The sequence below is a fragment of the Vibrio sp. 1F169 genome, assembly GCF_041439605.1.
Taxonomy (GTDB): Bacteria; Pseudomonadota; Gammaproteobacteria; order Enterobacterales; family Vibrionaceae; genus Vibrio; species Vibrio tasmaniensis_A.
Genome location: NZ_JBGOOI010000013.1, coordinates 1 through 14,254, shown reverse-complemented (window position 1 = coordinate 14,254; position 14,254 = coordinate 1). Strand labels below are relative to the sequence as shown.

At 42.8% G+C, this 14,254-nt stretch carries 12 protein-coding genes and 1 other RNA gene; 6 read left to right on the top strand and 7 right to left on the bottom strand.

Annotated elements, in window-relative coordinates; translation table 11 throughout:
• Positions 1-99: 99 nt before the first annotated feature.
• From ACED53_RS07740 to smpB, 4 genes are all read right to left on the bottom strand, one after another.
• Complete coding sequence (locus ACED53_RS07740) at positions 100-1,434, bottom strand: HipA domain-containing protein (protein ID WP_017099604.1); 1,335 nt, start codon at positions 1,432-1,434, stop codon at positions 100-102.
• Positions 1,418-1,720: a helix-turn-helix transcriptional regulator gene (locus ACED53_RS07735; RefSeq protein ID WP_009848316.1), complete on the bottom strand. Its 303-nt coding sequence runs from the start codon at positions 1,718-1,720 to the stop codon at positions 1,418-1,420. The genes ACED53_RS07740 and ACED53_RS07735 overlap by 17 nt, the downstream gene beginning before the upstream one ends.
• 972 nt (positions 1,721-2,692) lie before the next feature.
• Positions 2,693-3,059: a transfer-messenger RNA gene (gene ssrA / locus ACED53_RS07730) on the bottom strand.
• A 66-nt stretch (positions 3,060-3,125) separates the two neighbouring features.
• The gene (gene smpB, locus ACED53_RS07725) at positions 3,126-3,611 is read right to left on the bottom strand and encodes an SsrA-binding protein SmpB (protein ID WP_004735156.1); all 486 of its coding nucleotides are present in this window, start codon (positions 3,609-3,611) and stop codon (positions 3,126-3,128) included.
• A 119-nt stretch (positions 3,612-3,730) separates the two neighbouring features.
• On the opposite strand from smpB, the gene ACED53_RS07720 reads away from it, so the two are divergent.
• Together ACED53_RS07720 and ACED53_RS07715 are read left to right on the top strand one after the other, a co-directional pair.
• Positions 3,731-4,159, top strand: a complete 429-nt coding sequence (locus tag ACED53_RS07720) for an SRPBCC family protein (RefSeq protein ID WP_017100074.1) — start codon at positions 3,731-3,733, stop codon at positions 4,157-4,159.
• A 3-nt stretch (positions 4,160-4,162) separates the two neighbouring features.
• Positions 4,163-4,474, top strand: coding sequence for an RnfH family protein (locus ACED53_RS07715; RefSeq protein WP_017100073.1), 312 nt, complete (start codon positions 4,163-4,165; stop codon positions 4,472-4,474).
• 221 nt (positions 4,475-4,695) lie between these two features.
• On the opposite strand, the gene bamE is transcribed toward ACED53_RS07715, so the two are convergent.
• The 3 genes from bamE to nadK form a co-directional block, all read right to left on the bottom strand.
• Entirely contained in the window at positions 4,696-5,055 is a 360-nt protein-coding gene (gene bamE / locus ACED53_RS07710) for an outer membrane protein assembly factor BamE (protein ID WP_009848326.1), read from the bottom strand.
• 167 nt (positions 5,056-5,222) lie between these two features.
• On the bottom strand, positions 5,223-6,887 hold the full coding sequence (recN, locus tag ACED53_RS07705) for a DNA repair protein RecN (RefSeq protein ID WP_017100072.1): 1,665 nt from the start codon (positions 6,885-6,887) through the stop codon (positions 5,223-5,225).
• A gap of 294 nt (positions 6,888-7,181) precedes the next feature.
• Positions 7,182-8,066 carry an NAD(+) kinase gene (gene nadK, locus ACED53_RS07700; protein WP_009848328.1) on the bottom strand — a complete coding sequence of 295 codons (885 nt, stop codon included), beginning with the start codon at positions 8,064-8,066 and terminating at the stop codon, positions 7,182-7,184.
• A 143-nt stretch (positions 8,067-8,209) separates the two neighbouring features.
• Here nadK and grpE point away from each other — a divergent pair, with 143 nt between their 5' ends.
• The 4 genes from grpE to dnaJ all read left to right on the top strand — a co-directional run bounded on the left by grpE (position 8,210) and on the right by dnaJ (position 14,141).
• Positions 8,210-8,791: a nucleotide exchange factor GrpE gene (gene grpE, locus ACED53_RS07695; RefSeq protein WP_009848329.1), complete on the top strand. Its 582-nt coding sequence runs from the start codon at positions 8,210-8,212 to the stop codon at positions 8,789-8,791.
• Positions 8,792-9,179: 388 nt separating this feature from the next.
• Entirely contained in the window at positions 9,180-10,454 is a 1,275-nt protein-coding gene (locus tag ACED53_RS07690) for a dicarboxylate/amino acid:cation symporter (RefSeq protein WP_009848330.1), read from the top strand.
• Positions 10,455-10,791: 337 nt separating this feature from the next.
• On the top strand, positions 10,792-12,705 hold the full coding sequence (gene dnaK, locus ACED53_RS07685; protein ID WP_009848331.1) for a molecular chaperone DnaK: 1,914 nt from the start codon (positions 10,792-10,794) through the stop codon (positions 12,703-12,705).
• A gap of 290 nt (positions 12,706-12,995) precedes the next feature.
• Positions 12,996-14,141 carry a molecular chaperone DnaJ gene (gene dnaJ, locus ACED53_RS07680; protein WP_017100070.1) on the top strand — a complete coding sequence of 382 codons (1,146 nt, stop codon included), beginning with the start codon at positions 12,996-12,998 and terminating at the stop codon, positions 14,139-14,141.
• Positions 14,142-14,254 lie beyond the last annotated feature (113 nt).

Below are 14,254 nucleotides of genomic sequence, written 5' to 3'. Positions count from 1 at the left end.
TTCCTCATCAGTAACTGAACTGGCTGCGTTAATTATCAAGTAGAAAGCACAAAGAGCTTTTGCTTTTTGTGCTTTCTATATTCTGATTAGATAGCTTATCTATAAGTTAAAGCTCAATTTCAGTGATGAGTGATGAGTGATGAGTGGTGATTGTTTAAGGAAGTGCTTACATCTAGCCACAACGATTTCACGGTATCGGTTTAAATAAGGTAATTGTGAATCAGAAGTCGGAGTGACGAGAGATATAGCATCATCAATGTTGTTTATAATGTCATTTGCGATCTTTACTAGGCTTTGTTGAAGCAATTTTGGTGAAATACCACAATCGTCAGCAAACTCTACAAGTTGGTAGGCATTAATAGAATCTGAGTCAAATTCATCCCCAATTGCCATCGCAAGATCCTGCTCAAATTCAGGGTACATCCTTACATTGACTAGATCGTAAAGTGGCGTTGGTGTTAAGCCCGATTTTTGGACAAAGAAACTGAAGTTTTTGCCATGTGCATCTGCGTTATAAATGCAGAGATTGAACATTGCCCACTTTAGGATCGCTAGTTTTGCCACTAATGGGTTTTCACATTGCTCTGTTACCGAAAAAAGTCGGGTGAAGCTGACACCATCACGAATATGACTGACATCTCTTTGTTTACCTAAGTTTCGTTCATACTTTCTATCGACACCTAGGTTACAAGCTTGACTGGCATCGATCATATGCCTTCGTTTCACACTTGTTGAGCTAAATAGCTTTCGATCAAATCTCTCTACAATTAAGGCTGGAAATTGGTCAAAATACCGCAACTCAACATCAGCAACATCTAGTTCAACTAGCTTCGCTAACTTCATCGTCACAAATTCATTTATGACAAGGTGTTGTTGGTCATTTTTTTCGAACTTCACAATATGAGTTGAGCATAGTTCACCCTCTCCAAACCCTAAGTTTCCATCGATAGATAAAACGTTTAGCTTAGATTGAACCCCCGCTACTGATAGTCTTGGTTTTCCTTCCCATATTTCTAAATACCAAAGCTCAGGGTCAGATAGTTTCTTAATTAATTCACTATCGTTGATTGGGTTGAAAGAGGTTTCAGTTTGAACTGGAGAAACACCTTCAGATAAGAACATCATTGCACCTGATGTATCTGTTCCAATACCACCAACTTGTGCAAATACGTTTGAACGTGATACGCCAAGAAAGTCGATCAAATAATCTAACCCTTTATTTTCAGGGAGCAAATTCTGTAAGAACCTCCTGATATTGACTGATGGTATATCAGAGTTAAATGGAAGGTGTGGCGATATGGGAAACCCATTATCAATCCAATCTTGCTTGTAGATTACAGATAGAGCATCACTTTCTTTACTCAGTGATAGTTTGCCTATGACTTGCTGGCTATAGACTATATCGAGGATGTATTGATTAGACCCAGACGTCATTACCTTTCTCCTGTGATGAGACTGAAGCATCTAAGTCTTGCCATGGTTGTATCGATATCTTTATTCCTAGAGCAGACACAACTTTCATTAAAGAGGTTAGTTTAATATCGGAGCTGCCTTGTTCAATTTTTATGTAGGTTTGTTTTGAAACACCAGAAAGCAATGCTGCATCTTGCTGAGTGATTTTACTTTGAGTTCTTTTTGCTTTGATCGCCTCACCAAGTAGTGATGGTGTGAACACCTGGCTTAGATCTGGTGACTCAGTTGCTTTTACTTTCTTAACCATAGAACCTCCATATAGCATGATGCAATAAAGTATGTCTTAGTAGACTTTTAAGTTATTTATACGTAGATTTTAAATAAAAGTCTATTAAAGTTCACTTTTATGGTGAATACATTGAGTTATCACATAAAAGTCTACAGTAGTGAGCTTTTATGCTTACAAACTTGGCGATCTTATTAAAAGTCTAATGTGATTTACTTTATGTAATGAAAGAACAATAGAAAACTCAAAGCCATGGGGCTTTGAGATACCTAAAGTATGGCTAACTCTCTATCGGAGGTCGTTCAAGTATTGTGTGTAATACAAAGGCATTACACATTGTCTTGCTCTCACTTCTTGTTTCAACCTTTACTGTCAGGTCTAAGGCTTGAATGATTTTAAACATGGTAGAGAGCGTGGCTTTATCTGGTCTAGTTTCAAAGTTAGAAATGGTAGCTTGCTTTATGCGACTCTCTTTGCCACTTCGAACTGAGTCCATTTATTTTTTTGCGTATTAGCAATAAAGTATTGGCTAATTGTTGTGGGCTATAAATCACAAGTTGTCACTTCATATTATGAGGCTTGACCCCCATTAGAGGATATTGGCCGTGCTATCCCAACAAAGGGATATATATAACTTTATACCTTTCAGGGGATAATCAAAGCCTTTAGCTTAAAGAGGTATTGCAAGAAGGTGGATACCAGCCTTTATTAGACTTGTCGCTAAGTTTTTCTGCGATTGGCGATTATCCATGCGGGTAAGGTGAGGTGATGGTTACACGTAAGTAGATCAAATATGCCACATAAAAGTTAATTAGAAATACTGACTTTGAAGCGCATGAGATGGTTCGAAACTAAAGTCATGGGAATCAAAAGCACTTTACACCGTGCGTCACCCTGTGAATGAAAGGTAGCGCGTTTAGTACCGACAGCATAATTGATGATTATAAAATACAAAAAGGGCCAACTCTTTCGAGTTGGCCCTTTCCAAACGTTTGGTGGAGCTGGCGGGAGTTGAACCCGCGTCCAAAAATCATTCATCATTGGTACTACATGCTTAGTCGATCTTTAATTTCACCAGCAACCTGCGAACCGACACGCTAGTTAAAGGCTAACCTGAATTGTTATTCGCGCTTTTCCTCTCAGGTGGGAGAATCCGCGCTAGCTAGTTTGGGTTTGATCTCTTATTGGTCCCCGTCTTACGAGCGGAAGCTAGGGTAAGAGAGCTCTGAGCAGGTTATTAAGCTGCTAGTGCGTAGTTTTCGTCGTTTGCGACTATTTTTTTGCGGCTTTTAACGTGGCCAACCGCCCCACGGCATGCACCTCAGACTTCAAAATTCCTGTCGAATCCTAAATCAGCCCCAAGTGTTATTTGCATAGTACCAGAAAAGCTTTGCCTGTCTAGCACTGTGCGTTTAAGTGCTTAAAATTAACGCAAATTACTCTTCATAATTCGTGCTTTATCTCTCGCCCAATCTTTTTCTTTCATATCAGTACGTTTATCGTGCAGCTTTTTACCTTTCGCTACGCCAACTTTAATCTTCGCCCAAGAGCGAGACCAGTAAAGCGCGGTTGCGACAAGTGTCATGCCTTCACGGTTAATACGACCGATAAGGTTGTCGAGTTCTTTTCTCGACATTAGTAGTTTACGGATGCGTGTTGGGTTCGCCACGATATGAGTACTCGCTTGAGTTAGCGGAGTGATCGTCATACCACTGATGAATGCTTCGCCGTCTCGGATGTAGACGTAGCTTTCTGCGATATTGGTTTTGCCTTCACGTAGGGATTTTACTTCCCAGCCTTGTAGCTCAAGCCCCGCTTCTATCTCATCATCGATGAAATATTCGTGGCGAGCTTTCTTATTAAGCGCAATGGTATTACTACCGGCTTTTGATTTTGATTTATTCTTTGCCATAATGGCCTCATTATACGGATTGCACCCTAGTTGGGGAATCCTTTTTATTTGCGCTCTGGCCCAATACAATTAAAATTGCAGTTTGTGTTAATGTAACGCTGTCTTTAACAGGAGTCTATATGCCAAAGGTTACTCGTTCAGCATTAGTGTCGTTTAGTGCCGACCAGATGTTCAGCTTGGTCAATGATGTTGCTCGTTATCACGAGTTTTTGCCAGGGTGTTCTGGTTCACGTGTGATCGAATCTTCAGATTCAACTATGGTGGCTTCGGTTGATGTCTCTAAAGCTGGTATTAGCAAAACATTTACCACATCTAACCGCTTAGCGGATGGTGCTGAGATCTTGATGGAGCTGGTGGACGGCCCGTTTAAAAAGCTACAGGGCGGTTGGTATTTTACTCCGCTCGATGAGCAAGCGTGTAAGGTTGAGCTTAAGTTAGAGTTTGAATTCTCTAGCCGAATGATTGAAATGGCATTTGGTAAGGTTTTCAATGAGCTGACGAGTAATATGGTCACTGCTTTTACTCAACGCGCGAAACAGGTCTACTAAGCCATGACTATTGAATCGGATATGATCCACGTTGAGGTTGTGTTTGCACTTCCGCATGAACAGCGTGTGTTTAATTTAGTAGTAAACAAGCACGCGACCGTTGAAGAGATCATTGCGCAGTCTGGCGTTTTGGAATTGTACCCAGAGATCGACTTAGCAAAAAACAAGGTTGGCGTATTCAGCCGTAACGTTAAGCTAGATGCGACGGTGCGTGATAAAGATCGTATCGAAATATACCGAGCACTGTTAGCCGATCCAAAAGAGATTCGCCGTAAGCGTGCTGAGCAAGCAAAAGCGGCCGCAGCTAAATCGTAATGCCAAACAAGTTTGACTAAGAAGAGAGCTCGCTATATTGGCGAGCTTTTTTGTGCTTGCTGGTTAGACAACGCAGATAATTTGTTAGCAGATATTAAAAAGCCTACTCGTGTGAAGTGAGCAGGCTTTTGCGATTCTTGCTTTGTCGACCTATAGCTTTGTCGACTGATAGCTTTATCGGCTAAGAGCTTTGTTGACTGGAAAGCTTTGTTAGTTGAAAGCTAGCGAAGGCTTTCGAAGAACTCATCACTGGCTTCAAAGTCACCATTGATCGTTACTAGAGTGCCTGTGGCATCAAAGTTCACGACAAGGTTTTTCTGGATAGGGTCGTTATGGCCTTTTTGGTGGTGGTAAATGTAGTACCACGTATCTGGATAGCCATTTTCGATAAGCATAGGTGAGCCCATAACGTAACGAACTTGTGTTTTTGTCATGCCAAACTTTAGCTGATCGACAGCTTCTTGTTCAACATAGTTACCCTGATTGATGTCAATTCGATAAACCAACTTCTCTAGTAGAGAGCAACCGGTCAACATTGTTAGTGCTAGTGGAACTGCAACTAACCACTTTTTAATTCGCATAGTTTGAGATCTTTCTTCGCTAAAATACTGCCTGATAATAAACAAGCTCCAGCAAGAAGTAAAAAGCTCCTTGCGCTTTGAGCTTGTTATGACTGGCAATTTTGAATTAAGTTGCAAAATTGCCAAGAATTTTCGGTAAATTATCAGAAAGTTGCCGAATATGTAACCTATGCTGCGATTAATAACTCTTTTGCGTTGGCCAGTGTCGATTCGGTAATCTGGCTGCCACCAAGCAGTCGAGCAAGCTCTGAAACGCGTTGTTGCTCATCAAGCGTGTGCATTTGAGTTTCGGTTTTACCTGATTTCGTGTTCTTGGCAACAAACAGCTGTTGGTGACCGCAACCTGCCACTTGAGGTAGGTGCGTCACACACATAACTTGGGTTGATTCGCCCAGCTTACGTAGCATTTTTCCGACAACCGCAGCCGTTGGTCCACTGATACCCACATCGACTTCATCGAAAATAAGGCTTGGTGTATCCACTTTTTGCGCTGTGATCACCTGAATCGCCAGTGAGATTCGTGATAACTCACCACCAGAGGCCACTTTAGCGATCGGCTGCATTGGTTGGCCTGGGTTGGTCGAAACAATGAATGTCACGTTATCCATACCCAATGGGGAAGGGTGCGTGTTGGTGTTGTTTACTTCAATGGCAAACTGCGCTTTTTCCATGCTCAGTTCGTGCATGCTTTGCGTGATCAGCTTGTTGAGTTCTTTTGCGTAACGAATTCGAGATTTATGAAGCTTCTCTGATTTAGCCACGAACGATTGGTATTGGTTTTCTACTTCGTTGGCTAATTCTTCCAACTTTTCATCAGAGCAATCAAGCGCTTCAACTTGTTGTAATAAGTCTTGATGATGCTTATAGAGCTCTTCTGGCAACACGTGATGTTTACGAGACATCGACATTACTTTTGAGAAACGCTCTTCAACGTAAGCCATACGACCTGGATCGACATCAATGCCATCTAGGTATGTTCTTAACTCGTTATTGGTTTCTTCTATCTGAATAATGGCTTCAGACAATAAGTTTGGTAACTCAGCCAATCTTTCATCTAGCTCCGCTAACTGAATTAAGGAGTTATTGGCCGATTGCAGAATACCAAGCGCATTAACTTCTTCGCCTTCATAAATAAGCTCGATAGCTTGTTGGCAGGTTGTGGCCAGTTCTCCGCTATTGGAGAGGCGCTTATGCTCTTGTTCGAGGTCTTCATATTCTTCCTCCCCAATAGACAGCTCATTTAACTCTTTGATTTGGTATTCAAGAAGTTGTTTTTGAGCTTGGTTTTGCTGGCTATTTTCACGTAACTCTTTTAAGTGGTTATCGGCTTGTCGCCAGGCTTGGTAAGCATTACGTGTCGATTTCAATAGGTTCAAGTGACCTGCGTATTGATCAAGCATGGCCATTTGGTAGTCGCTTTTCATCAACTGATGGTGCGCGTGCTGACCATGAATGTTGATCAACAGCTGTCCAAGCGATTTTAATTGTGAAAGAGGCACGGGACTGCCGTTGATGAATGCGCGAGAACGACCTTCTTTAGAGATGGTTCTGCGTAGGATGCATTCACCGCCATCAAGCAGTTCATTGTCTTCTAACCAGCGGGTAGCATGCAGATTGTTCTCAAGTAAAAAAGCGGCACTGACTTCGGTTTTTTCTTCACCTTGTCGAACCATTCCTGCATCAGATCTTCCTCCAAGACACAAGCCTAAAGCGTCGATAGCGATAGATTTACCCGCACCAGTTTCTCCGGTGATTGTTGTCATGCCTTTAGAGAGTTCTAGCTGTAAAGACTTAACAATAGCGAAATTATTAACACTTAGATGAGCCAGCATTTTTATTTACCTGTATAACTGAACAATACTGTATATAAGCTCAGTATATACTGTTTCTTTATACAGTAAAGTCGACAGGTGAAAATTTTTTGTGACCGATCTCAGAATTGAGCGCGTCCGTAGATCACTGAAACCGCTATAGATTCCCAACTCAGTCGTTCCTCCCTCTTGAGAATGACGGTATAAGCAAATTGACGAGAAGCGAGAGCCGACGGGCTTTCTATGGGCAATAAAAAAGGCTGACGAACGTCGTCAGCCTTTCATAATTCGGTTACTTCTGGAGCTTTTATTCTTTTAGAACAGCTTACTCGACCAACCTAGTTTGTTACGTAGAACATGGTAGTAATTGTAATCTTTAGGGTGGATCAGCTTGAGCACATTCGGGCTTTGGTAAATATGGATCTCATCGCCAGGGGAAACCGGTAGCGAGATTTGACCATCACAACTGACTTCCTGAGTTCCGCGGTTATCAGGCGATACAATCAGCTTGATACGACGCTTTCCATCCACCACAAGTGGTCGGCTTGAAAGGGTGTGCGGGAACATCGGTACTAATGAAATTGCATTTAAGCTTGATGACAGGATAGGACCACCACCAGAAAGTGAATAGGCGGTTGAACCTGTCGGTGTTGAGACGATCAAGCCATCAGAACGCTGTGAGAAGGCGAAGCTGTCATCGATATACACTTCGAACTCGATCATATGTGCGACTTGACCGGGGTGAAGTACTGCTTCGTTGAGTGCGGCGTTGTGGCTTTTTATTTGGCCATGACGATGAATTTCAGTTTCAAGTAAGAAGCGCTCTTCTTCCATGAATTCACCCTTGAGTACATCAGTAAGCGCACTCTGGAAGTTTTCAGGATTAAGATCGGTAAGGAAACCTAGGTTTCCTCGGTTTACGCCAATCACTGAAATATCGAAACGTGACAAGATTCTAGCGGCACCGAGCATATTTCCGTCACCACCCACCACAATGGCGAGATCGGCGCGTTTACCTAATTCAATTAGGCTAGAAAAATGTTCTTGTGGGATATCGTCTAAAATTGTAGCGAGTCTGTCATCCACAAACACTTGATAACCCTCAGTACTTAACCACTGATAGAGCTCTCTATGAGTCTGAATTGCTTGCTGATCTCGAGGTTTACCAATAATGGCGATGACTTCAAATGGCTTTTTCATAACGTTTCCAAACGAATTAGGCTTGAATCAAAATTCTTCATCCCCATAATAAAGGCAAGTTGAACGTCTATGCGAGTGTTTTATATCAATTTGGGGTGCAAACACACCTGTCACTTGCATTGAAAACGAATTCTGGAGAGATCATGAGCAACGAAGAAAACAAAGTAACGGAAGAAGAGCTAGATCAAATCATTGCTGAAGCTGAGAAAGTTGAAGAAGCTGAGCTAAATGAAGAGTCTGTTGATGAGCAAGAAGCAAAAATCGCTCAACTAGAAGCTGCACTACTTTCTAGCGAATCTAAAGTGAAAGAGCAGCAAGATTCTGTTCTTCGCGCAAAAGCTGAAGTTGAAAACATGCGTCGCCGTAGCGAGCAAGAAATTGATAAGGCGCGTAAATTCGCTTTGAACAAGTTTGCTGAAGGTCTACTTCCTGTCATCGACAACCTAGAGCGTGCAATGCAAGCGGCAGATGCTGAAAACGAAGTGGTTAAGCCACTGTTTGAAGGTGTTGAGCTAACGCACAAAACGTTCGTAGACACAGTTGCTAAGTTTGGTCTTAAAGAGATCAACCCTGAAGGTGAAGTGTTCAATCCTGAATTCCACCAAGCGATGTCTATCCAAGAAAGTCCAGATCACGAATCAAACACGGTTATGTTCGTAATGCAAAAAGGTTACGAGTTAAACGGTCGTGTGGTTCGCCCTGCGATGGTTATGGTTGCTAAGTAATGACGTGTTACGCTGCCAAGTGATTGAGTCGCGCATTGACTGAGTAAGTCGCGGCGACAAAATAAATCACTGGTTTACGTAAAATGAAAAGAGAGGCATATGCCTCTCTTTTTTTGTGCCTATAACTTGAGAACCCACGTAAATAGTCATCAAAACCGCATTAAGAATGTTGTTCCTTTTATATTGCCCAGAACAATGATTTAGAGTTTTATATTATGAAACTGGTTGTTAATTAAGAAATGTTTTGATGTCACACTTGTAATGTTTTTGTAAATAAATGCTTTTAATTGTTATCTTTGTATGTAAAATCCACTGCGATATAGCGATTTGACTCGCATATATAACTATAAAAGTACAAATTTCAAACACAACAAACTGGAGAAGAACGATGGATAAATCGCTCTCAAGTAAGATTTTTGTAGGCTTGTTTGCCGGCCTACTTATTGGTACTGCTATTCAGTACCTATTCAACGGTATTGCAGTATTTGATACTTACCTGCTAGGTCTAGCAGAAGGTGTCGGTGGTATGTTTGTCTCTTTGATCAAACTATTGGTTGTTCCACTGGTATACGTATCTATCGTTTGCGGAATTGTTGAATTGAAAGACATCCGTTCTTTCGGTCGCCTAGGTGGTAAAACTTTTGCTCTTTACATTATCAACACCATCATCGCGATTTCTGCAGCCCTAACTGTTGGCCTTATTTTCCAACCGGGTGCTGGCGCAGATTTAGCCGGAACGATCTCTGAGACAGTTCAACTAACAACAACTGAAACTCCAGATATCTTCTCTCTTGTTGTGAACATCGTTCCTAGCAACCCAGTTCAGGCGTTTGCAAGCGGCGACATGCTACAGATCATCTTCATGGCAATTTTGACTGGTCTTGCTATTCAGGCTCTTGATTCACGTGGCGGTCCAGCGATCAAAACGTTCAAGATGGCTAACGAAATCATGATGAAGCTTATCGGCCTAGTAATGAGCTTGGCGCCATTTGGTGTATTCGCTCTGATGATTCAACTAGGTGCGACACTGAACGCTGAGACACTTATGTCTGTAGCGGGCTATGTAGCGCTTGTTGTTGCGATGCTAGTGTTCTGGATTTTCTTCTTCTACCCAATGATGGTTGGTATCGCGACAGGTATTACGCCTAAGCAATTCCTACGTGCAACTCGTGAGCAAATCCTTTTCTCACTATCGACGGCAAGCTCGAACGCGACTATCCCAGTAACGATGCGCACTCTAACTGAAAAGCTTGGTGTATCAAGATCTGTGGCAGGCTTCGGTGTACCACTGGGTGCGACAATGAACATGTCTGGTGTCTCTATCTACATCGCACTCGCGACAATGTTCGTAGCAAACGCATTCGGTCAACCAATCAACACGGCTGACATCTTTACTCTGGGTCTAACTATCTTGCTACTGTCTATCGGTGCTGGTGGTGTTCCAGGTGGTGGTGTTGTAATGGTAGGTGTTCTATTGCACCAACTAGGTTTACCACCAGAAGGTCTAGCTATCATTGCTGCGGTAGACCGTATCAACGATATGTTCTGTACTTCTTCTAACGTAGTAGGTGATACAGCGGTTAACACTATCGTTGCTAAGTCTGAAGGCGAAATCGGCGTTGAAACAAACGAAGAAGCTGAGCTAAAGAAAGCAGAAGCGTAATCAGAGATTTTCCTCTATAGATGAAATCTAAGTGGAAAGCCTGAATAGACAAACGGAGCCTAAGTGGCTCCGTTTTTTATTGGGTGATAAACCCAGTTACTGGGCTTATGTGAAGGTAATGATATGTATTCGTGTCTAACCATTCCTTTTATCAAAATAAATGTGAAAAAATCCAGTATCCCCCTTGAAAAGGATTCGTGAGCCCTTATCTATGGTGCATACGAAAGCAAATTACATTTGCACTTAAATTTGTGTATTAGGGTTGAATCCCTGATTACTACCCCCCACATAGTGGGTATAGCAAAAAACTAAATAGAATTTATTCGGAGAAAGCCTGATGGGTCGAATCATTGGTATTGATTTAGGTACTACTAACTCTTGTGTTGCTGTTCTTGACGGTGACAAACCACGCGTATTAGAAAATGCTGAAGGCGAACGCACAACAGCATCGGTAATCGCATACACTGAAGGCGAGACGCTAGTTGGTCAACCTGCGAAACGTCAAGCTGTTACTAACCCTCAAAACACGCTATACGCGATTAAGCGTCTAATCGGTCGTCGTTTTGAAGATGAAGAAGTTCAACGCGATATCGAAATCATGCCTTTTAACATTGTTAAAGCTGATAACGGTGATGCATGGGTTGAAGCGCAAGGCCAAAAAATGGCTGCTCCTCAAGTATCTGCTGAAGTTCTTAAGAAAATGAAGAAAACAGCTGAAGACTTCCTAGGCGAAGAAGTAACTGGCGCAGTAGTAACTGTTCCTGCTTACTTCAACGATGCTCAACGTCAAGCAACGAAAGATGCTGGCCGTATCGCTGGTCTAGATGTTAAACGTATCATCAACGAACCTACTGCTGCTGCTCTGGCTTATGGCCTAGACAAGCAAGGTGGTGATCGCACTATCGCTGTATACGACCTTGGTGGTGGTACATTCGATATCTCTATCATCGAAATCGATGAAGTAGAAGGCGAGAAGACTTTCGAAGTTCTTTCAACTAACGGTGATACTCACCTTGGTGGTGAAGATTTCGATAACCGCATGATCAACTACCTAGTAGATGAGTTCAAGAAAGAGCAAGGTATTGACCTTAAAGCTGATCCACTAGCAATGCAGCGTGTTAAAGAAGCAGCAGAAAAAGCGAAAATCGAGCTTTCTTCTACGACTCAAACTGACGTAAACCTACCTTACGTTACTGCTGATGCGACTGGTCCTAAGCACATGAACATCAAAGTGACTCGTGCGAAGCTTGAGTCTCTAGTTGAAGACCTAGTTCAACGTTCTCTTGAGCCACTAAAAGTTGCTCTAGCAGATGCTGACCTATCTGTAGGCGAAATCACTGACGTTATCCTAGTGGGTGGTCAGACTCGTATGCCTATGGTTCAAGCTAAAGTAACTGAATTCTTCGGTAAAGAGCCACGTAAAGACGTGAACCCTGACGAAGCTGTTGCAATGGGTGCTGCTGTTCAAGGTGGTGTACTAGCTGGTGAAGTTAAAGACGTTCTTCTTCTAGACGTTACTCCTCTATCTTTCGGTATCGAAACGATGGGCGGCGTAATGACTAAGCTTATCGAGAAAAACACAACTATCCCTACTAAAGCGGATCAAGTGTTCTCTACAGCTGAAGACAACCAAAGCGCAGTAACTATCCACGTTCTTCAAGGTGAGCGTAAGCAAGCGACTTACAACAAGTCTCTTGGTCAGTTCAACCTAGAAGGTATCCAACCAGCACCACGTGGCATGCCACAAGTTGAAGTAACATTCGACCTAGATGCTGATGGTATCCTGAACGTATCTGCTAAAGATAAAGCGACAGGTAAAGAGCAGAAGATCACTATCCAAGCATCAGGCGGTTTGTCTGAGGAAGAGATCGAAGCAATGGTTCAAGAAGCAGAAGCTAACAAAGAAGCTGACAAGAAGTTCGAAGAGCTAGTAACTGCACGTAACCAAGCTGACCAAATGATTCACGGCACTAAGAAGCAAGTAGAAGAAGCTGGTGAAGCTCTACCTGCAGACGAGAAAGCTAAAATCGAAGCAGCTATCGAAGCTCTTGAATCAGTTAAGTCTGGTGACGACAAAGAAGCTATCGACGCTAAAGTTCAAGAACTTATGCAAGCAGCTCAAAAGCTAATGGAAATTGCTCAACAGAAAGCTCAAGCTGAACAAGCTGGTGCTGACGCTGGTGAACAACCTAAGCAAGACGACGATGTTGTTGACGCAGAGTTTGAAGAAGTTAAAGAAGACAAAAAATAATTTTTCGTCGCTATAACACGTGATTTCTGCGTCGAAGGTACTCACTTACACTTGTAAGCTCCGTGCCTTCTCCTTGAACTAACGTGTTTTAGCTTAGAAAAAGTCGTTTTTCGATTTCTAAAGATACGGGCGTCAGAGGTAACTCTCACGCCCGTAAATTTGTATTTAGACTTGTCGATCTAGATAATAGCTTTATTCGGCGTTTCAGCCGACAGAACTTTTATCTAGATTGATACACAGACTGCTGAAGTGATCATTCGGCAGTAGCAATTATTTTGGTGACCTAGAACATGTCAAAACGTGATTTTTACGAAGTATTAGGCGTAAGCCGCGATGCATCAGAGCGCGATATTAAAAAAGCGTACAAACGCTTAGCGATGAAATTCCACCCGGACCGTAATCAGGGTGATGAAAGCGCAGCAGACAAATTTAAAGAAGTAAAAGTAGCGTACGAGATCCTAACCGATGCTCAAAAGAAAGCAGCTTACGACCAATACGGCCACGCAGCTTTTGAACAAGGTGGCATGGGTGGCGGCGGTTACGGCGGCGGTGGCCAAGGTGACTTCGGCGATATCTTCGGTGACGTATTTGGCGATATCTTCGGCGGCGGTCGTCGTGGCGGCGGTCAAGCGCGTGCTCAACGTGGTTCTGATTTGCGTTACAACATGGAGCTTTCTCTAGAAGAAGCCGTTCGTGGTGTATCTAAAGAGATTGAAGTACCAACACTTGTTGAATGTGACATTTGTGATGGTAGCGGCGCGAAAGCGGGTTCTTCTGCACAAACGTGTGGTACTTGTCATGGCCACGGCCAGGTACAAATGCGCCAAGGTTTCTTTGCGGTTCAACAGACTTGTCCTACTTGTAATGGTAAAGGCAAGATCATCAAAGACCCATGTAACTCATGTCATGGCCAAGGTCGTAAACAGAAGACGAAAACGCTTAACGTTAAGATCCCAGCAGGTGTTGATACTGGTGATCGCATTCGTCTATCTGGCGAAGGCGAAGCAGGGGAGCACGGCGCTCCAGCTGGCGACTTGTACGTACAAGTACACGTAAAAGAGCACAATATCTTTGAGCGTGACGGCAACAACCTTTACTGCGAAGTGCCAGTAAGCTTCTCTATGGCTGCTTTAGGTGGTGAAGTTGAAGTTCCAACACTCGATGGCCGTGTAAACCTTAAAGTGCCAGAAGAGACACAAACGGGCCGTATGTTCCGTATGCGTGGCAAAGGCGTGAAAGGCGTTCGTGGCGGCGGTGTGGGTGACCTAATCGTTAAGCTAGTGGTTGAAACACCGGTTAAGCTAAGCTCTCGTCAAAAAGAACTACTGCGCGAATTTGAAGAAACATGTTGTGGTGAAGCTGCAAGCAAGCACAAGCCAAAATCTGAAGGTTTCTTCAGCGGCGTGAAAAACTTCTTTGATGACCTAACTAAGTAATCAGTTCAGTGATTTGGTAGCTTAAGTTACTAATAAAAAATAAAACCTGCTCATGTAGCTAATGCCGTTCACTTAAGAGTGAACGGCATTTTTGTTCTTAGCATACCGTTGTG